Origin of the sequence: Streptomyces sp. MA5143a, from assembly GCF_900290235.1 — a bacterium.
Lineage (GTDB): Bacteria > Actinomycetota > Actinomycetes > Streptomycetales > Streptomycetaceae > Streptomyces.
Genome location: NZ_OLMK01000143.1, coordinates 1 through 19,243, shown reverse-complemented (window position 1 = coordinate 19,243; position 19,243 = coordinate 1). Strand labels below are relative to the sequence as shown.

Annotated in this window: 14 protein-coding genes and 3 pseudogenes; 6 read left to right on the top strand and 11 right to left on the bottom strand. The window is 69.4% G+C overall.

What is annotated here, in order from left to right; all coding sequences use genetic code 11:
• The first annotated feature begins 45 nt into the window (after positions 1-45).
• Both SMA5143A_RS41780 and SMA5143A_RS41775 read left to right on the top strand, forming a co-directional pair.
• Positions 46-531 carry an SRPBCC family protein gene (locus SMA5143A_RS41780; RefSeq protein WP_107467999.1) on the top strand — a complete coding sequence of 162 codons (486 nt, stop codon included), beginning with the start codon at positions 46-48 and terminating at the stop codon, positions 529-531.
• A gap of 133 nt (positions 532-664) precedes the next feature.
• Complete coding sequence (locus SMA5143A_RS41775; protein ID WP_107467998.1) at positions 665-1,252, top strand: TetR/AcrR family transcriptional regulator; 588 nt, start codon at positions 665-667, stop codon at positions 1,250-1,252.
• 1,242 nt (positions 1,253-2,494) lie between these two features.
• On the opposite strand, the pseudogene SMA5143A_RS44480 reads toward SMA5143A_RS41775, so the two are convergent.
• From SMA5143A_RS44480 to SMA5143A_RS41715, 11 genes and pseudogenes are all read right to left on the bottom strand, one after another.
• A pseudogene (locus SMA5143A_RS44480) lies at positions 2,495-2,730 on the bottom strand (IS110 family transposase); the annotation flags it as partial.
• Positions 2,731-3,037: 307 nt separating this feature from the next.
• The gene (locus SMA5143A_RS41760) at positions 3,038-4,573 is read right to left on the bottom strand and encodes a sensor histidine kinase (protein ID WP_107467996.1); all 1,536 of its coding nucleotides are present in this window, start codon (positions 4,571-4,573) and stop codon (positions 3,038-3,040) included.
• The gene (locus SMA5143A_RS41755) at positions 4,570-5,313 is read right to left on the bottom strand and encodes a response regulator transcription factor (protein ID WP_055539682.1); all 744 of its coding nucleotides are present in this window, start codon (positions 5,311-5,313) and stop codon (positions 4,570-4,572) included. Before SMA5143A_RS41755 ends, SMA5143A_RS41760 begins: the two co-directional genes overlap by 4 nt.
• 51 nt (positions 5,314-5,364) lie before the next feature.
• Entirely contained in the window at positions 5,365-7,611 is a 2,247-nt protein-coding gene (locus SMA5143A_RS41750; protein WP_107467995.1) for an ArnT family glycosyltransferase, read from the bottom strand.
• 17 nt (positions 7,612-7,628) lie between these two features.
• Complete coding sequence (locus SMA5143A_RS41745) at positions 7,629-8,918, bottom strand: glycosyltransferase (RefSeq protein WP_107467994.1); 1,290 nt, start codon at positions 8,916-8,918, stop codon at positions 7,629-7,631.
• 152 nt (positions 8,919-9,070) lie between these two features.
• Positions 9,071-9,907, bottom strand: coding sequence for a fumarylacetoacetate hydrolase family protein (locus SMA5143A_RS41740; protein ID WP_181362284.1), 837 nt, complete (start codon positions 9,905-9,907; stop codon positions 9,071-9,073).
• Between the two features lie 31 nt (positions 9,908-9,938).
• Positions 9,939-11,510 carry a sensor histidine kinase gene (locus SMA5143A_RS41735; protein WP_107467992.1) on the bottom strand — a complete coding sequence of 524 codons (1,572 nt, stop codon included), beginning with the start codon at positions 11,508-11,510 and terminating at the stop codon, positions 9,939-9,941.
• Positions 11,507-12,253: a response regulator transcription factor gene (locus tag SMA5143A_RS41730; RefSeq protein ID WP_055539678.1), complete on the bottom strand. Its 747-nt coding sequence runs from the start codon at positions 12,251-12,253 to the stop codon at positions 11,507-11,509. The genes SMA5143A_RS41735 and SMA5143A_RS41730 overlap by 4 nt, the downstream gene beginning before the upstream one ends.
• Before the next feature lie 86 nt (positions 12,254-12,339).
• On the bottom strand, positions 12,340-14,100 hold the full coding sequence (locus SMA5143A_RS41725; protein WP_107467991.1) for a CotH kinase family protein: 1,761 nt from the start codon (positions 14,098-14,100) through the stop codon (positions 12,340-12,342).
• Complete coding sequence (locus SMA5143A_RS41720; RefSeq protein WP_055539676.1) at positions 14,100-14,777, bottom strand: DUF4956 domain-containing protein; 678 nt, start codon at positions 14,775-14,777, stop codon at positions 14,100-14,102. Before SMA5143A_RS41720 ends, SMA5143A_RS41725 begins: the two co-directional genes overlap by 1 nt.
• Complete coding sequence (locus SMA5143A_RS41715) at positions 14,774-15,589, bottom strand: polyphosphate polymerase domain-containing protein (protein ID WP_107468000.1); 816 nt, start codon at positions 15,587-15,589, stop codon at positions 14,774-14,776. Before SMA5143A_RS41715 ends, SMA5143A_RS41720 begins: the two co-directional genes overlap by 4 nt.
• A 515-nt stretch (positions 15,590-16,104) precedes the next feature.
• On the opposite strand from SMA5143A_RS41715, the gene SMA5143A_RS41710 reads away from it, so the two are divergent.
• The 4 genes and pseudogenes from SMA5143A_RS41710 to SMA5143A_RS41695 form a co-directional block, all read left to right on the top strand.
• Positions 16,105-16,638 carry a helix-turn-helix domain-containing protein gene (locus tag SMA5143A_RS41710; protein WP_258194057.1) on the top strand — a complete coding sequence of 178 codons (534 nt, stop codon included), beginning with the start codon at positions 16,105-16,107 and terminating at the stop codon, positions 16,636-16,638.
• Between the two features lie 17 nt (positions 16,639-16,655).
• The gene (locus SMA5143A_RS44940; protein WP_375136609.1) at positions 16,656-17,948 is read left to right on the top strand and encodes a threonine aldolase family protein; all 1,293 of its coding nucleotides are present in this window, start codon (positions 16,656-16,658) and stop codon (positions 17,946-17,948) included.
• A 6-nt stretch (positions 17,949-17,954) separates the two neighbouring features.
• A pseudogene (locus SMA5143A_RS41700) lies at positions 17,955-19,043 on the top strand (DUF5937 family protein); the annotation flags it as partial.
• Positions 19,044-19,050: 7 nt separating this feature from the next.
• Positions 19,051-19,243 (top strand): annotated as a pseudogene (locus SMA5143A_RS41695) (3-hydroxyanthranilate 3,4-dioxygenase); the annotation flags it as partial.

The following is a 19,243-nucleotide window of genomic DNA, read 5'->3' as shown; positions in this document are numbered from 1 at the left end:
TCCACCAGAACTGAGCGCAAGCGACATCCGAGAGGAAATCCCGCGATGAACAAGTACGTGGTCAGCGAGACCGCCGTCATCGACGCCCCCGTGACACGAGTCTGGGACGTCATCGCCCGCACCGACCGGTACGCCGAGTGGGTCGCCGGAGCCATCGAGGTCACCGACCACCACGGCGTCGCCACCATCGGCAAGACCTACTCCGAGCGCAACCGCACCCTCGGCCCGCTCAAGACCGACTCGGTCTGGACCGTCGAGGAGATCGTGCCCCTGAAGCGCCGCGTCGACACCGGCGTCGGATTCGCCCCACTCCAGGACATCACCAACATCTTCGAGTTCCGCCCGGTCCAGACCGCCGACGGACAGGAGGCGACGGAGATGCTCTACCAGGTCGAGTACACCATCGGCCTCGGCCCCCTGGGCCAGCTCCTCGACTCCATACAGCAGCCCGCGATGCGCGCCGGAATGCGCACCTCCATGGCCAACCTCAACACCCTGCTCCGTTCCGAGGCATCGAGGACCGCTCGCTGACAGACGGTGAATGCTCCTGGGCCGGCGGCCGGTCCGCCGGTCCAGCCGGCCGCCGCCCAGGAGCGGCCCTCATCATGTACCGACGATTTGTCGAGCGACCTGTTCGACAGACTGAGTCGGATAGGATCGCTTCATGGCTCATGTATCCGCGGCGGAGCGCCGCCCACAACTGATCAAGGCGGCCATCGGCCTCATGGCCAGAGAGGGCGTCGCCGCCGGCAGCACCCGTGCCATCGCCGCCGAGCTCGGCGTGGCCCAGGCGACCCTGCACTACACCTTCGGCACGAAGGAGGAGCTGTACCGGGCCGTCATGCAACAGCTCACGCACGACCTCGTCGACCAGGTGACACGGGCCGCGCCCACGGACGCGAGCTTCGAGGAAACCCTCGTCACGCTCGCCGAAGCACTCTGGCGTACCGTGCTCGAACAGCCCGCGTCGTATCAGCTGCTCACCGAGCTGAGCATGTTCGCCCTGCGTACGCCACACCTGAAGGAGGCTCTTCAGAGCCACCACGGCGAGATCCTGGCGGTGACGACGAAGCAGGTCGAGCAGGCCGCCGAACGCACCGGTCACCGGCTCGGCCAGCCCGCCGAGGCGATCGCGAGGTTCTTCCTGGCCGGCTTCGACGGACTGACGATGCAACACCTCTCCCTGCCGGACGAGGAAGCCGAGCGCGTCTGCCTGCGGTCCTTGGTCTCGGCCGTCCTGGCCATGGTCTGAAGTCGCTGTCGATCACGACGCCGCACGCGCTGTCCTTCTCGGAGATCCGCAGCCCTCAAACCGGCTGACCGGTTTAGGCGGTGATCGCGTCCGCTTGGGACCTCAGCCTCGTGGATGACCGCCCGCTTGCCAGGCACCACAACACCCCACAGACTCCGCGTACGAGTCCACGGCCGGGTCCACGCACGCGACGTGGAAGTGCAGCGCCAATGCAGGCCACGCCGGAATCGAGTGCGACGCGGTCAGCTCCCACGATGAGCGTGCCAGCAGTGGGCTGCGGGCTGGCCCAGACCCTGTCCGCAAGAAGGCTTGTGTCAGGTGGCGCAGGCGCACCTTGGGTGCACCTCGGCCACGCTTATGCCGTGCCTCGAGGAATCAGACGTGCCAAGAAGCCGAGCAGCTTCGTCATCGACGGCGACTGGCCGCACGCCGTGATGGAGCCGCATCGAGGTGCTCTCGTCGCACAGGCCATAGCCCGCAAGCTCGCTGAGGCGATGGGAGAGCGGGAGTCAGCGCCAACGCCCTCGCGAAGAGGAGTGGTGTCAATCGGCAGGTCATCACCAACGTGCTCAATGGCACGGTCTGGCCCGACATGTTGTCGTTCGTGGACCTGGACGGTGCCCTGGGTGTCCTGCTCTGGCCCGACCATACGCAGTGGAGGATCCCCGAGCCAGGTCAGCCAGGGGACCAAGCCGCTCCCGAGGGGGAAACCTCCCGGCCGAGCCGTGAGGGGGGCTCCTGAGGTGCACGTCTATCCGCCGCAGGTGCCGAGGTCCTTCGCGCCGGGCTTCGGCGAGTGGGTGGTGTGCCACCCGGCAGCGGCCCGGTAGGGGTGGTGGACGGTGCGGAAACGGCGGCCATCCATGGGCGGACGGCTGTCTGTGAGCCCCGCGCCCGCACTCGCTCCACCGATGGCCAGGCGCGTGGGGTCGACGTCCGCGCGTCCCGCCCGCCAGGTGAGCGGTCTCCACAAGGGGAACCGGGTACAGCGGGCGGAACGGGAAGAAGACGCCGGAACGGTGCGCTGCGGCGGCTCCCGCGGTTCCAGGTCCCGCCCCTGCGGTGTGACAGTCCACCGAGGTGACTCCCGCACACCCCGGGCGCCGACAGGCCCGGAGGGGCGTTGAACGGGCCGTGGATTGCTCGCTGGCGTCCCGCGGTCGCCGCGGCTGATGTCGTTCTCCTCCGGCGGCGACCGCACCACGCCCCCGCTTTCACACCTGGACACCCCCCTCGAACAGCCGAGACGACGTGCCGGTGGCGGTACCGAGCGACAGTCATCGGGTTGATCGCGTATACCCGGCGGCCAGAAGCCTGCAGACAGGTCACAAGGTGTCCACGAGAAGTCTCTATCGCGATCGGGATCGGGTCCTCAGGACTGTCACCGTGCTCGGCCAGCAAGGGAGCAGGTCCTGCAAGCCCGATGCGTCATCACCGATCCTGAGCTTGCCGAGCAGTCGAGCGTCCTGGTCGACCATGGCGACGTCGTGGTGATCCTCAGCCCGGTCGATTCCGCAGGTCAAGTACAACGGGCTCTCCTGCTGATCTTCCTGCTGCCGCGCTATCCGCGCGTCGATCAGGCCGCGCCAAGTACGAGAGCTCTGCACCAGCCCCGGCGGCAGGAGCCCAGCCGACGGCGGACCCGCCCGGAGCCGCCCGCCGCCGGCGCCTGACAACCCTCGGCGCAGCCATGACGCGGCGTGGCCGACGGTCTGTCGGAACGTCGGACGCCCGTACCGGCGCGAGCACCGCGCATCACCTCTGGCACCCGAAGGCACCGACTCATCAACGGCCCTGCCCGAGGTCGGCTGCTGGGAGGAGCAGGCGGAAGGTGCAGCCCTCGCCCGGGACGGTGTCGAGTTCGAGACGGCCGCCGTGGCCCTGGGCGATGGCCGCGGCGATGGCGAGGCCGAGGCCGCTCCCGCCGTGGCTGCGGGAACGGGCGGGGTCGGCCCGGTAGAAGCGCTCGAAGACGTGCTCGGCGTCGACGGGGGCGAGGCCCGGTCCTTCGTCCGCCACCTCGATCACGCTGACCGGGAGGCGCTCCGGGAGCGGCGGCGATGCGGAGGTGCGTCCCGGCCGGTCGGTGCCGCCGGTTCCGGGTCCGGTCTCTGTCGTGCCCACCCGTACGTGGACACGGGTGCCCGGCGGCGTGTGGATGCGGGCGTTGGACAGCAGGTTCTCCAGGATCTGGCCCAGTCGGCGCGGGTCGCCGACGGTCTCGGCCACGTCGAGTTCCTCGGTGCCGCCCGGATCTGCCGGAGTGGGCAGCGGGCCGAGGTCGACGGGGTGGGAGTGGCTGTGGACGGCGGCCGCGCTCACTGCGTCCGCCGCGAGCGAGAGCAGGTCGACCCGTTCTCTGCGGTAGGAGGGTTCGCGGTCCAGGGTGGCGAGCAGTTGGAGGTCGTCGACGAGCAGGCTCATGCGCTCCGCGTTCTGCGCGATGAACCGGTTGGCCTCCCGCAGCTCACGCTCCGGGCGCCGCTCCGGACGCAGCGCGAGCTGGGCGTACCCCTGGATGGTGGTGAGCGGAGTGCGCAGTTCGTGCCCGGCGTCCGCGATGAACCGGCGCAGCCGTGCCTCGGAGGTCTCGCGGGCCAGCAGGGCGGTCTGCAGTCTGTCGAGCATGGAGTTCAACACCCGGCCCAGTCGTCCGATCTCGGTGCGCGGGTCGGTGTGCGGCAGTCGCAGGTCGAGCCGGCCCGCGGTGATGTGCTGGGCAGTTCGTTCCGTCCTGGTCAGTGGCAGCAGCCCCAGCCTCACCACCGACCTGCCCAGGGCGAGCAGGCCGGCGATCGTGACAGCGAGCAGCACGGCGTTCAGCCACAACAGCTTCGAGGTGGCGCCGTCGACGGTGTCGAGCGGCAGGGTGACCACCGCGCTCATGCCGTCCGGGCCAGGGCTGAGCAGTACCCGCCAGCGGCCGTCACCGCTGATGGCGGACACGGTTTCCGGGTGCCCGTCCCTCAGGTCGAGGTCCTGTTCCTGATCGGCCAGCCGAGGCCCCGGTTTTGCCTCCGTGCCGAGGGAGTTGTTCAGGCGATGCCCGGAGGAGTCGTAGAAGTAGACGTGGAAATCCGACGGCAGGGCGTCCAGGTGCTCGGTCGGCGCGGGGAAAGCATTCCGGAGGGCGTCGTGGAAGGTCGGGGTCGGGGGGTGGAACTCCACCAGCTGCTGGTCGACGCGATCGAGCAGCCAGGAGCGGAGCACCACGTAGCCGATGGCCTGGGAGGTCAGTACCGCCGCCGTGGCGAGGACGGTGACGCCGAGGATCAGTCGTTGTCGCAGTGAGCCGGGTGGCCGTGGCAGGCGGGGGATCACTGCTCCGGCGTTCCCTCGTGGTCGCGGGGCAGCCGCAGGCAGTAGCCGACGCCGCGCACGGTCTGGATGAGCGGCGGCTCGAAGGAGTCGATCTTCCTGCGCAGGTAGCGGACGTACGTCTCGATGATCCTGGCGTCACCGGCGAAGTCGTAGCTCCAGACGTGGTCGAGGATCTGGACCTTGCTCACCACCTGGCCGGCGTTGGACAGGAGGTAGGCCAGGAGCTTGAACTCGGTCGGGGAGAGGGCGATGTACTGTCCCGCGCGGTGCACCTCGTGAGCGCCCTCGTCGAGTTCGAGGTCGGCGTAGCGCAGGACGCTCGGTAGCGGGAGTGCCGCGTCCACCGGTGCCGTGCGGCGCAGGATGGCCTCGATACGCAGCAGCACCTCCTCGATGCTGAACGGTTTGGAGACGTAGTCGTCGCCGCCGACGCTCAGGCCCTGGATGCGGTCGTCGGTGCCGGTGCGGGCGGTCAGGAACAGGATCGGACATTCGTCCCCCGCCGCCCGCAGCCTGCGGGTCACCTCGAAGCCGTCCAGGTCGGGCAGCATCACGTCGAGCAGCACCAGGTGCGGTCGCAGGCGTTCGACCTCGACGAGGGCGGACTGTCCGGTGTCGGTGCTGCTCACCTCGTATCCGGTCAGGCGGAGCGTCGCCTCCAGCAGGGTGCGGATGCTGGGCTCGTCCTCGACCACGAGAAGCCGATGTCGCGGACGAGTCGTTGCGGACTGCTCGGTCATGACGTGATGCTGGTCCGTTCTCCCGGGTGGTCCCTGTTGCTCCGGCGTCGCCTACTTGGCAGTGCAGTCGTAGAGCACGTCGGCTCCTGCTCCGAAGCCCATCGCACTACCGCTGCTCGCCTTCGACGTCGTGCCGCCGTACGCCGATGCCGGAACCTGGGTGCAGTTGTCGGCGATCCAGTCGGAACGCTGCTTGCTGTAGTTGCGGGACCCGGTCATGCCCGGCCTGCCGCCGCTGTTCGTGTCGGAGCCCAGGACGTAGCGTAGTTCCCCGCTCTTCGTCCACTCCTTCAACTGGTCCACCGACGGCGCGTTGTCGCTGCCCATGAAACCACCCATGCCGATGACGGTCTCGTCCGAGCCCAGGATGAAGGAGCTGGCGGCCATGGCACCGCCTTCGACGGAGAGCTTGATGCGGGCTTGAGGTGCGTGCTCCACGGCATAGTCGAGGATCTTGCGCTGCTCGCTGGTGAGTTCCGCGCCGCCGCCGAAGCCACCGCGTCCGCTCGGGGCCATCCCGGAACCGCCGCCGGGAAATGACGGCATGTCGCTGTCTCCCGAGGTAGAGCCTCCGGACATGCCGGGCATGCCGGTCGCTCCCCCTGTGGGCATACCGGACGGCATACCTGACGGCATTCCCGAAGGAACATCGCCGGAGGAGGGCTGACCGGACTGCCCCGAAGGCGCGTCACCACCCGGGAAGCCCGACGGCATCCCCGACGGAAGGTCGCCGTCGTTCCCGCTCTGCCGGGGCATGCGGCCGCCCCCGCCGAAGCCGAACGTCGTCGGACCGGCCGTCGGGTTGGACCCGCCCATAGCGGATGCCGAGCCCGGTACGCTGACCGCCCACGCTCCCGGGGCCACCAGGACCGACGCGACGGCAGCACCCACGGCGACCGTCAGCAGCCGACCACGCCGCCGCGCGACGAGCAGCAGGACGACCGCGGCGCAGCCGAGCAGCAGGACCGGCCACACCAGCCAGCCGTTCCAGTCGGAGTCACGGCGGACCAGTGCTACGGCCCAGACCGCGCTGACCACGACCGCGGCCACGCCCACCAGGGGCGCCCAGCGCACGCCGGCACGGTGGACACGGACCAGGGCGGCGGTCAGTCCGCCGCACAGGGCGGCGATCGCCGGAGCGAGCTGAGTGGTGTAGTAGGGGTGGAAGATGCCCTTCTGTGTCGAGTACACGGCCGCGCAGACCACCAGCCAGGTCCCCCACAGCAGCCAGCCGGAGGCCGGCAGCAGGGCGTCGGCGGACAGCATGCCGCGTCGGCGCATCACCACGCCGACCAGGGCGACGGCCAAGGCCAGCGCGCTGACCGGCAGCAGCCAGCTGATCTGGCCGCCCACCTGCGCGTTGAACAACCGGCCCAGGCCGGACGCGCCACCGAACCCGCCGCCGAACCCGCCCATGCTCTGGGACATTCCGTCGCTCGAGCCGAAGACCCGGCCCAGCCCGTTGTAGCCGACCACGAGATCCCAGGCCGAACCGTCCTTGCTGCCGCCGATGTAGGGGCGGTCGCCCGGCCACAGGGCGACCATGGCGACCCACCACAAGGAGGACGCCGCCAGGGTGGCCCCCGCGCCCAGCAGACTCCGCACTCGCGGTATCCAGGGGCCGCTTCCTCCCACGAGCCAGGCGAGGGTGAACGCGGGAATGACCATCCAGGCGGCGAGCATTTTGGTGAGGAATCCGCACCCGATCAGGAAGCCGCTCGCACACAGCCACCAGGTCGCGATCCTGCCCTCGGCCTGCAACGCGCGGGTGAGCGCGTACGCCGCGGACACCAGCAGCAGGACGAGCAGCGTGTCGGGGTTGTTGTCCCGGTTGATGGCCACGGTGATGGGCGTGAGAGTGAGCACCAGTGCGGCGACGAGCGCCGCCCCCTCGCCCGCCCAGCGCCGCACGGTGCGGTGCAGGACGAGGACCGCCGCCACGCCCTCGATCATCTGCGGCAGCACCAGCGCCCAGCCGTGCAACCCGAAGACCTTGCTGCTGACCACCTGCGGCCACAGCGCGGCCGGCGGCTTGTCGACCGTGATCACCCCGGCCGGGTCGAAGGAGCCGAAGAGGAAGTTGGTCCAGCTCTTCCCCATCGATTTCACGGCCGCGGAGTAGTAGCTGTTGGCCCATCCCAGAGAGCCCAGTGCCCAGCCGTACAGGACGGCCGCGAGCACGAGGATCGCTCCGAGTGCGGCCGGTGCCGCCCAGGCGGGCAGCGAGCGGACGAACGCAGGCGAATCGTCGGGTGTTGAGGCGGCCGTTACGGGCTTGAGGTGCGTGGGATTGCTCATGTAGGAAGTCGCTCTCGTCAACGGGTACGGCGGGGGGTGCTGGTGAAGACGGCCAGCCGCAGCACGGCGAAGCGCACGCAGGTGACCGCGACGGATGCCGTGGCGAGGATCGCGGTCTCCGCGGCTGTCGAGGCCCCGGGGTCGATCGACTTGAACCACAGCACCGCGCCGGAGGTGACCAGGTAGCCCAGGACGAACAGGCCGCCGGCGCCCAGGTGCGCCCGCGCGGGCGGAGCCGTGGAGTACCGGAAGGTGAGGCGTCGGTTCGCCTCCGTGTTGAGGACGGTGAGGACGAGCAGCGAGACCAGGTTGGCGACAGCCGGGCTCCACCAACCGCGCAGCAGCCAGTACAGCAGCGCCTGCCCGGCCGTGGAGACGACACCGATCGCCAGGAAGCAGCCGACCTCCCAGGACAAGGCGCCACGTCGGGTGGCGGGTGCGAGGACCGCGTCGGGGTGCTCGGCGGCCGGTGCGGGGCGAGACGGTACGTCGACCCGGGCGCCGCCGGATGCCTTGAGCCGCCCCATCCGCCACAGTCCTCGCAGGTCGTCCGTGGCGGTGCCCACGATGTCCACCCGGGTGTCGACGTCCTCGACCCAGTCGACGGGGACCTCGTGGACACGCAGTCCGTTGTGCTCGGCGAGCAGCAGCAGCTCGGTGTCGAAGAACCACGCGTCGTCGCGGGTCACCTGCAGCAACGGCTTCAGCACCTCGGTGCGGGCGGCCTTGAATCCGCACTGGGCGTCGGTGAACCGGACGCCGTGCGTGAGCCGGATGATGCCGTTGTAGCAGCGGGAGATGAATTCGCGGCGTGGGCCGCGCACCGTGCGCGACCCGGGTGCCAGCCGGGAACCGATGGCGAGGTCCGAGTGACCGCTGGCCAGGGGCGCAACCAGCGGAAGCAGCCCGTCGAGGCCGGTGGACAGGTCCACGTCCATGTACACGACGATGTCCGCGTCGCTGGCGCCCCAGACGGTGCGCAGGGCGAGCCCGCGGCCCTTGCGGTCGAGGTGCACGACGCCGACGCCCGGCAGTTCGTCGGCGAGGCGACGGGCGGTGGCGAGGGTGTCATCGGTGCTGGCGTTGTCGGCGACAGTGATCCGCCACGGAAAGGGGAAGTCCGTCGCCAGTCGGGCGTGGAGTGTGCGCAGGCAGCCGGGCAGGGCGCGTTCCTCGTTGTAGACCGGCACGACGATGTCGACCGTCGCGGTACCGGCATGTGCGTGAAGGGACCGCTCGACCTGCTGGAACGGGGCCAAGCGCTCCGGGCGGGCGGTGGTCTCGGTGAGGTGGGGGGTGGGAGTCATGGCTTCCTCAGGCGTGAGGGGACGGCAGACTGCGGCTCTGAGGCCCTGGTCCGGGCCGCGGCCTCACTGTTGCCGCCCTGCCTGTGGAGGCGGGGAAAAAATGCTGGGAACTGACGGGGAGTCAGATCTATGGCCGAAAGTGCTCCCACGGTTCACTGCGGACACGACCGCACCACGGAGTTCCTGAGTTCCCCGACACCCTTGATCTCGGTGACCATGTCCGCACCGGGGTACAGAAGGACCTCGGGTTCGCCAACGGTGCCGGGTCCGGCCGGTGTGCCCATCGTGATCAGGTCTCCGGGCAGCAGCGTGGTCACGGTGCTGACCTGGGCGATGACGGTGACGACGTCGAAGATCAGCTGCGAGGTGTTCGCCTTCTGGCGGACCCGCCCGTCGATGACACAGCTCATCGTCAGACCGCGGCCGCCCATCGGCACGTCGTCGGTGGTGACCATGGCGGGTCCCACCAGGGTGACGTCCGTGGACAGTCCCGCCGCGGGGGCGCTTCCCGAGTCGCTCCGCGCGGCGACGCCGTTGACGACGGTGTAGCCCGCGACATGGCGCAGCGCCGTCCGGGCCGTGACTCCACGGGTCCGGCACCCGATCACCAGGCCCAACTCCACGCCCCAGTCCACGTTCCGTCCCTCGGCCGGCAGGCAGATGGCGTCGCGGGCACCGGCAACGCCTTGGCCGCCTTGCCGCACGGAGAACACCGGAACGGTGGGGAAGGAGGTGCCCGTCTCTCGTACCCGTGTGGCGTAGTTGGGTCCCACACGAACGATCTTGCTCGGCCGGGTGATGAGGGGCGCGTAGGAGATGTCGTCCAGCCGGTGGCGTTCACCGGTTTCCTCAGCGGCTCGTTCCCGCCAGTCCTCGCCGGAGGCGATCAGCGCCCCGACGTCCGGGTAGGGCAGCACCACGCAGTGCTTCTTCTGCAGACGTGCGGCGGCTGTACGGCCTTGTCCCAGTCGTACGGTGCTGAGCTTCACCGGTGGCACTCCTTTTGGTAGCGATGCGGCCCTATACGCAGGTGTGGGGAGCCGGGGCAGCCGTCGCTGCAACGGCGGGCTGATACGGCAGGAGCAGACGGAATGTGCAGCCTTCACCTGGCCTGGCCTCGAGTTCCAGACGTCCGCCGTTGGCCTCCGCGGCGCCGACGGCGATCGCAAGCCCCAGGCCGGACCCCGCTGCCGCGGCCCGCTCGGCCGAATCGGCGCGGTAGAACCGCTCGAACACCCGCCGCGCGTGCGACTCGGTCAGGCCGGCCCCGTCATCGGCGACCTCGACGACACAGACCCGAGTGCCGGGTATGAGCGGAGCGTTGGCGCTGGTACGGCCCGGTCCCGTCGTGCCCGGCCCGTGTGGGCGGACTCGGAGAGTGCCGACGCGCACCTGGATGTGTGTCCCGGTCGGAGTGTGGACGCACGCGTTGGTGAGCAGATTCGACAGGATCTGCGCCAGCTGATGCGGGTCGCCGACGGCGTCGACGACGTCCAGCTCGTCCACGCGGGCGTCGTCCTCGGGGTCGGCGAGAGTGCCGAGGCCGATGCTGCGCCCGGGGTGTCGCACGGCGACGGCAGCGATACCGTCGGCCACGAGAGAGAGGAGGTCGACCGGTTGCCACCGCGTCGCGGGGACCTCACCGAGCCTGGCCAGTTGGGACAGGCTCTCGATGAGACGGCTCATCCGGTCGGCGTTCCGCACGATCAGCTGCTGCGCCTCCCGGCGTCGTTCCAGGCTCATCTCCGGCTCCTGCACCAGGAGTTCGGCGAAGCCCTGCAGAGACGTGAGGGGAGTTCGCAGTTCATGGCCGGCGTCCGCCAGGAAGTGGCGCAGCCGTTGCTCCGACGCCTCGGTGCGACGCAGCGCGGTGCGCAGCCGGTCGAGCATCGTGTTCAGGGCACGGCTGAGGTGGCCGACCTCGGTGACCGCATGCCGGTCCGGAACGCTCAGTTCCAACTCACCTTCGGCGATGCGCCTGGCAGTGCGCTCGACGCCGACCAGCGGCCGCAGTCCCAGCCGCACGGCGAGGGTGCCGAAGAGGACGACCCCCGCTGCGACGGCCACCCCGATAGCGAGGCTGAACCACAGCATTCGGGAGGTCGCCTCGTCCACCTCCTTCAGAGGCAGCGCCACCACGACCCGGGTGCCGTCGGTGCCGGACCGGGCGATCACCCGCCAGGTGCTGCCGCCGTCGGTCGCGGCGACCGTGGCGGGGCGGCCGTTCTTGAGGCCGAGTTCCGCCTCCGCCTTCGGGAGTCGCGGCCCGGCACTGCCCCCGTCGCCGCTCAGCGACATGGCAATCCGGTGGCCGCCTCTGTCGTAGAAGTACACCCGGTAGTCCGAAGGGAGGCTGCCCGTCCTGCCGGGCGCCCCTGACGCCGTCCGGCCGTCGGCCACGTCCTTGTAAAGCTGGGGCACCGGCTGGAAACGGGTCAGTCGCCGGTCGACCTGGTCCGTCAGCCAGGAGTGGAGCAGGGCGAGTCCTGCCGCCTGACAGAGCAGAACCGCCGAGGTGGCCAGCAGCGTGACGCCGAGCACCAGGCGGGCTCGCAGCGAGCGCGGTCTCAGCCGGCGCAGCCACCGCCTCACAGCGCCGCCGCCCCCGGTCCGGGGCGCGCGGCCCGCAGGCAGTAGCCGACACCGCGGACCGTCTGGATGAGCTGGGGCTCGAACCGGTCTATCTTGCGCCGCAGGTTGCGTACGTAGGTGTCGACGATGCGGGCGTCACCGGCGAAGTCGTAGTGCCAGACCTCGGACAGGATCTGCTTCTTGCCCACCACGCGTTCTGGCTGCGCAAGCAGGCAGACCAGGAGCCGGAACTCGGTGGGCGACAGCTGGATGGGCAGCCCGGCCCGGCGCACCTCGTGGGTCTGCTGGTCCAGCACCAGATCCGCGTACCGCAGCGGCGGCCTCCTGGTCCCTCCGCCCGGTGGCATGTCACTGCGCCGCAGGATGGCACGGATGCGCAGCAGCACCTCCTGCACGTGGAACGGCTTGGTGACGTAGTCGTCGCCGCCGGAGCTGAGGCCGATGATGCGGTCCTCGACGTCTGTGCGCGCCGTCAGGAACAGCACCGGCGTATAGACGCCCTCAGCCCGCAGATGACGGGTCACCGCGAAGCCGTCGATGTCCGGAAGGCCGACGTCCAGCACGATCAGGTCGGGTTGGCCGCGACCGGCCTCGAACATGGCGGTCTGGCCTGTGTCGGCGGTGCTCACGGAGTAGCCGGCGGCGTGCAGGGCGGAAGTGAGCAAGGTGCGGATGCTGGGGTCGTCCTCGACGACGAGCACATTGTGTTGGGGTGGCGCGGGCGCCGACGGCACGACGGGCATGGACCTTCCTTCGCTGGTGAGGCGTTCGCGGTGCGCCGAACGCCCGGACGGCGCCCCATGGGGGACTGCCGTCCGGGCACCGGGGGTCAGCCGGTCACCTCCTTGTTCTTGGCCAGCGCCGCGGTACGCTCGGTGACCGTCTTTCGCAGCTTCTCGACGGCTGAGTCCAGCTCCTTGCCGTCGGCACCGGCCTTCCCCGCCTGTTCGGCGATGGCGTTCAGCGCCTTCAGTGCGGTCCCGGAGCCGTAGAACTTCTGGTACAGCTCCTTGTACGCCTTCTTGTAGAGGGGATCGAAGGTGTCCGAGTCCAGGAAGCGCTCCTTCAGCGGGTGGCCGATCATGCCGGCGAACCCACCGCCTTCGCCCTCACCGCCCTGACCGCCTTGGCCGTTCTGACCGCCCGGCAGACCGGAAGGCATTCCGGACGGCATGCCTTCCGGCAGATTCTCGGGCATCCCCGAAGGCATTCCTTCAGGCATTCCTTCGGGCATTCCTGACGGCATCCCGGAGGGCATGTTCTGCGCGGCTTGGCCACCTGTGCCCTGGCCGCCCTGGCTGCTCTGCCCAGTGGCACCTCCAGCGCCACCACCGAAGGCACCGCCCATGCCCGTGTCGTCGTCCGGGCCCGAGGTCGCATCGCCGGTGAAGGTGAAGTTGTAGTCCCATCCCAGGACCGAGAACTTCTTGGTGTCCAGGTCGTACCACAGCAGGTAGTTCTTGCCGGGTCCGGCCATGTCGTCGAAGTTCATGAGCAGGTTCTGCGCGGCGAGGTACGTCGCCAGGGACTCGACGTCCACGTGCTGGTCGAGTTCCTTCTCGAACTCCTCGTCCGACGCCTCGTTCGCCCACTTGATGAGCTTCATGACCGGCTCCAGGTCCTGACTGCCCACCTTGTTGAGCTGCTCGAACGACTCCTCGTAGTCGGTCGGGTCGTCGCCCTTGTACTCGAAGCTGCCGCCGGCCCGCGCCTTGTAGAGCACGCCGTTGCCGTCAGCGATGGACTCCGCGTAATCCGTGTCCGGGCTCTCGACCATCAACCGGGTGGCGACCGGGCGGGTGTTGACCTGTACCGACGTGAAGGCGTACCGCTCGTTCTTCTGACCGGTGGTGTCCGTCAGGCTCAGCGCGAGGGCCTCGTTCACCGGGACCTGGCCGTTGCTTCCGGGGCGCAGCGAGATCTCACGCTCGCCCTGATAGGCGCGGCCCTCGACGAACTCGTCGATCTTGATGAGCCAGGGCAGTTCCTCGGGTTTCTTGTCGGACAGGTTGTACTGCGTGATCCCGCCCCCCATGCCACCGGCCCCGCCGGGACCGCGGCCATTGGCCTGGCCGCGGTCCCGGCCCCCGGTTGCGCCGTCCTGCTGCGCCTCCGGGGCGCCCTGCTCGGCGCCTTCGGGCATGGTCCGGCCGCCACCGCGCATGCCCTGGCCGCTTCCGCGCAGGGACAACAGTGTGGAGTTGCCCTTGAGGCGGATTCCGACGTCCTCGAGGTAGACCCCGTCGATGGTGAGGTCGGCCTCGATGTAGTCCTTGGTCCCGTCCTCGCGGAACTCCTTCATCATCTTGGTGAAGTCGGTCTGGTCGTACTCCAGTTGGATGGAGTGGGAGACCGAGGTGTCGTACAGGTCGACCGTGCCCTCGACGTTCTCCGTGATGGCGTCCGCCTCCACGCGGGAGGAGGAGGTGACGTACGGCGAGATTCGGGCGTCGCCGAAGAAGTAGACCATCACCACCAGTCCCGCGCAGAGGGCGCCGGCCGGCTTCCAGTGGTGCCGCAGCCGTACGGGGATCCGGTCGCGGAGCCGCCGCGGCCTGCGCCGGGGAGCCGCCTCGCTGCCGCCGGCCATCACAGGTCGGTCGAGTCGTAACCGGTCAGCACGGTCACCCGCTGGCCCGATGTCCGCTCCTGCAGCGCGGCCACCAGGTCGCCGGGCTCGGTGCCCTTCTTCATGCGCACCGTGTAGAACACCTCGGTCAGCGCGCCGCCGCGGATCGTCTCGGTGCTCACCAGCTCGAACTCCGTGGTGTACCGGATGAGGACGTCACGGATGGCCGAGGTGTAGTCCTCGCCCGCGGGGACCTGGACCTTGACGACCTGGCGCTGGACGCTCAGGGCGAACCAGTTGAACTTGAACATCACGACGACGACCACGCAGATCACCACGGCCGCGACGGCGGCGAGGGTGTAGAAGCGGGCACCGCAGGCCATGCCGATGGCCATGGCCAGGAAGACGAAGCCGACGTCCCTGGTCTCCTTGATGGCGTTCCGGAACCGGATCACCGACAACGCGCCGACCAACGAGAAGGCCCGTGCCAGGTTCGATCCGACCACCAGCATGATCAGGGCGACGACCATCCCGACGATGATGAGCGTCTGGACGTAGGACTGGCTGTAGGAGACGTTGCGGTGCGTGTACCGGTACACGTGGCCGATCAACGTGCTCAGAATGAACGACAGCGCCATGGCGACGACGACGTCGGTAACGCTGAACGTACCGCTGAGTTCCTGCAGATCGAAGTTCACTGTGCTCCTTCTTTCAAGGGCGCTTCGTGCGCCGAATACGTGTGCGGCGGCTGGTGGTCCGCCTCGTGGATGTGGAACACGGACCGGGGTGCCAGGCCGAACGCCTCGATGGACTGCACGTACTTGGAGACCCGGATCAGGTTGAGGTTCCGACGCGCCGCGAGGTCCGTGATCCAGTACGGCGTGCGCTCGTTGACCTTGATCTCCATCACTGACAGGTGCGGCGGGATGGTGAACCGGTTCTCGGGGGTCGGTGTCCCGAAGTGGAAGTCCCGGTCCCGGCCACGGATGCGCCGGTCGAAGGTCACCCGCAGTCCGGTGTCCGCGTCTCGGCCGACCAGGGCCTCGCGCTGGTAGCCGGTGATCGCGGTGGGTTGGAGATTCAGCCGTACGACGAGTTCGAGCACCTCCTGGATGAAGGCGCTTTCCTTGGCGGAGTGCTCCACCATCTCCCGGCCGTCGCACAGCCGGCGGGCGACGCCGTACGGAAGGGTGATGCGGCGCTTCTGTGTGACCCGGTTGACGCGCTGCTTGATCTCCACGCACACCGGGGACTCGTCGGTCACCCCGTCCAGGTTCCCGTAGTGGCGGATGCGCAGCTTTCGCCGGAACTTCAGGCCCTCGATCTTCTCCCAGTAGAACCGCAGCTGCGGGGTGTCGTAGTACAGGCTCCACACGCCGTACCCGCCGACCGGGCTGTTCAGATCGCGGTCCATCCGCTCGGCCAGCTCGTCCCGGATCTCGGCCGCCTCCTCGACCGGTACGAGGTACTTGAGCTCGAACCGGTTGAACGAGTGCAGCCTGCTGGCCACGTGCAACGGCTGCTCCTCTGCCGGGCGCTGCTCCTCCCCCCGGCTCTCGGGTTTCCGCCACGTGGTCACCGGTAGTGCCACCATGCGCCTCCTTCGTCGTACGGCCCGATCGGGCGACGCAGGACACAAAACCGGTGGGATGTGAGAAGCAGCTGAGAATTGCGAGGTAATTCCAGGAGTACTCAAGATGGCCAATGGATGAACTGCGCGCGTTGACGCGGCGTCCTCACGGTCCGGGACAGCTCTGGTCGGTTTTGGTGGATGATCCGTAGGGCGGCGGCGCTGACCACCCGCAGTGCGGTGGGCCGACCCAGCGACGGCCGGTATCGGTCTCGGGTGCCCAGGGGGTTGATGCCGGCGGGCAGTTCGGGGCCGGCTTCGGTCACGTCCCTCTCAGGACACCGTTGGCGAATTCGGCGGTGGTCGCCAAATGACCTTGGCCGTATCCGCGTGTCCTACTCCGCCACCCACTCCCGCCACCGATGGCCGCGCCGTCTGGGTCCGGCCAGCGGCCGGTGAGCAGTACCGCGGCCGCGGTCGGCGCGAAGATCCGTCTGCGCCGCCGGCAGCGTGGCATGAGCGCCGCGGAGATTGCCCGGCGCGCCGGGCTGAGCAATGCCACGCTGTCGCAGATGGAGGCGGGCAAGGGCAATCCGACGATTGGCACCCTGGACGCGATCGCCGTCGCGCTGCGCATCCCGATCGCGGACCTGCCGGCGCGCGACGCCGACACCGGGCCGGTCTACCGGCCGGGCAACCCCGCTGAGCCGGGCGAGGTCGCCCGGGACCTGCTGCGCCGCATCAGCCTGGAGAACTGGCGGCTGCGTATCCCGCCCGAGACGGAGCTGACCGGCGTCCCCCACGCCACCGGCACGATCGAGCACCTGCTCATCGCCGCCGGGCACGTGACCGCCTGGCCGGTCGATGCCCCGCAGGACCTGGGCCCCGGCGACATGCTCGCCTTCGCCGGCGATGTCCCGCACTTCTACCGCACCGCCGCCGAGGCGGTGGACATCACCGGCGTCTTCGCCTCCCCCATCGGCACCTGAGCCAAGGAACCTCACCTATGAGCATCAGCACCGACGTCATCCCTTCCAATCAGGCCTTCCTCAGCGACAACATGGCGGGCGCCTCGCCCGAGATAGCGCAGGCTGTCGCCGCGGCGGCGGCCGGGTATGCCCTGTCGTACGGCGACGATCCCTTCACTGGCAGCGTCCGCCACAGGTTGAGCGAGATCTTCGAACGTGAGGTCGAGGTCATCCCGGTCTCCACCGGAACCGCCGCGAACTGCCTGGGTCTGGCTGCCCTGACCCCACCCTGGGGCAGCGTGCTGTGCCACCCGGCCAGTCACATCAACGTCGACGATTGCGGTGCGCCGGAGTTCTTCACGGGCGGCGCCAAACTCGTCACGGTTCCCGGCCACGACAGCAAGATCGACCCCGACGCGCTCCGCGAGGCGGTGCGCCGCAGGGCCGGTGACGTTCACAGTGTGCAGCCGTCGGTGGTGAGCATCAGTCAGGCCACGGAGCGCGGCAGCGTCTACGCCCTCGACGAGATCCGCCGTCCGGCAACCATCGCCAAGGACGCGGGACTGCGCTGCCACATGGACGGCGCCCGCTTCGCCAACGCCCTGGACCACCTGGGCGTCACACCGGCCGAGATGACCTGGCAGGCCGGCATCGACGTGCTGTCCTTCGGGGCCACCAAGAACGGCGCGATGACCGCGGACGTCATCGTCTCCTTCGATCCGGCACTGGCCAGCGAACTCGCCTTCCGTGCCAAGCGTGCCGGCCAGCTCGCCTCCAAGATGCGCTTTCACACCGTCCAGCTCGACGCCTACCTCACCGACGGTCTGTGGCTGCGAAACGCCCGCCGGGCCAACACGATGGCCGCCCGGCTCGGCGACGGTCTCAAGGCCATCCCGGCACCGAACTCCTCAGCAGCTCGCAGGCCAACATCCTCTTCTGCCGCCTGCCCCAGCAGGCAACCGAAGGGCTTCTCGCGGAGGGCTACACCTTCTACCACGATCGCTGGGCGCCGGGCATCGTCCGCCTCGTCACCTCCTTCTCTCACACCTCCGAAGACATCGACCAGCTTCTGGACGCGGTCCGCCGCCACACCCGCTGACCACCGACCGGAGCCGGCCAGGCGGCTTGCTCAGCGCGCGGCGGCCGCGGCTCCGTCCACGCCGATCACCCTCGGGACCACCTGCTGTGGCAGTGGCAAGTGCCGCAGATGGCGCAGCGCGGTGCTGCGGGAGACCGGCACGGCCAGCGGACGCCGTCCTGCATACGCTCAGCATGTCGGGGCAGGTACGGCGAGAACGGCGTGCTCGCGGCCGTTGCCCGGTAGAGGATGATGGGTCATGACGATCGTGTTCCGGATTCCGGCCACTGGTGCGGAGCGGGTGGGGTTCGCCTACTCGCCGACGATGGAAGCCGTACTGAGTCTCCATGTGCTGGTGGAGCCCAAGCACCACCCCGTCCAGCACGGCTGGGTGCGCGCGATGCGCATGCTGTCCCCGGCGCTGAAGCGGGAGATCGAGGCGTTCTCCTACGCGGTGCGCTCGTACTTCCCGGAGTTCCTCTTTCCGCAGCCGACCGGCGGACTGACTGACTTCGCCGACGAACTGGCCGCCCTGCGCACAGCGGATCCGGAGCTGGTCCGGCTGGAGTTCGCCATCCCGCTGCTCTCGCCATGGCCGGGCGGCGGCCAGGGCAGGGACCCGCGCGTGCTGGACGAACCGGACGTACGCCGGCTGCTGCGGGAGCGGCTCGCACGGGAGAGCGACGACGCCATCGCCGCGATGCTCCTCGACGACCCCCGCGCGCTGCTCGAACGGTTCCTGAGCATGCTGGAGCGCTACTGGCGGGAGGCGTTCGAGGAGGAATGGGCACGGCTCGAACCCGAACTCGCCGCCGGCGTCAGCGAGGCCGGACACCAGATCGAGCAGCGCGGTCTGTACGGGATGCTGCGCGGCCTGTGGCCGGAGGTGCGCAGCGATCCTCAGACCGAACGCTTCTGGCTGGAGCGACCGCACGATCACGAGGTCGCCATCGGTCCGGACGACACCCTCGTGCTCGCCCCCAGCTCCTATGTGTGGCCGCACGTACGCGTCAACTGCGACGGTCCGTGGCCTCTCGGCCTCGTCTTCCCGGTCTCCTCCATCGCCCGGGAAGCCCGCCCAAGGATTCCACCCACCCGGCTCGTCGGCACGTTGCGGGCGCTCGCCGACGACACCCGGCTGCGTGCCCTCCGGCTGATCGCCGAACGCCCACGCAGCACCCAGGAACTGGCCCCGCTCGTCGGCGTCAGCGAGGCCGCCCTGTCCAAGCACCTGCGCGTGCTGGCGGACGCGGGCCTGCTGGAGCGCCGCCGCGAGGGCTACTACGTCCTGTACCGGCTCGTGCCCGGGCAGGTGGCGGGCCTGACCCCGGGCCTGGAGAGCTTCCTGACCCGTCATGACCGCCCTCCCCGAGGTCATCCACTTCCAGAAGTGGATCGACGACCACGCCCACCTGCTCAAGCCGCCCGTGAACAACCGCACCATGGCCCTGGGATCGGACTTCATCGTCCAGGTCGTCGGCGGCCCCAACCAGCGCACCGACTACCACGTCGACCCGTACGAGGAGTGGTTCCACCAGGTGCGCGGCG

Excerpts from the sequence above, each read along its gene's own strand:
- SMA5143A_RS41780 (WP_107467999.1), top strand. The coding sequence starts at position 46 with ATGAACAAGTACGTGGTCAGCGAGACCGCCGTCATCGACGCCCCCGTG.
- SMA5143A_RS41775 (WP_107467998.1), top strand. The coding sequence starts at position 665 with ATGGCTCATGTATCCGCGGCGGAGCGCCGCCCACAACTGATCAAGGCG.
- SMA5143A_RS41755 (WP_055539682.1), bottom strand. The coding sequence starts at position 5,313 with ATGACCGAGCAGTCCGCAACGACTCGTCCGCGACATCGGCTTCTCGTG.
- SMA5143A_RS41750 (WP_107467995.1), bottom strand. The coding sequence starts at position 7,611 with ATGAGCAATCCCACGCACCTCAAGCCCGTAACGGCCGCCTCAACACCC.
- SMA5143A_RS41745 (WP_107467994.1), bottom strand. The coding sequence starts at position 8,918 with ATGACTCCCACCCCCCACCTCACCGAGACCACCGCCCGCCCGGAGCGC.
- SMA5143A_RS41730 (WP_055539678.1), bottom strand. The coding sequence starts at position 12,253 with ATGCCCGTCGTGCCGTCGGCGCCCGCGCCACCCCAACACAATGTGCTC.
- SMA5143A_RS41725 (WP_107467991.1), bottom strand. The coding sequence starts at position 14,100 with ATGGCCGGCGGCAGCGAGGCGGCTCCCCGGCGCAGGCCGCGGCGGCTC.
- SMA5143A_RS44940 (WP_375136609.1), top strand. The coding sequence starts at position 16,656 with ATGAGCATCAGCACCGACGTCATCCCTTCCAATCAGGCCTTCCTCAGC.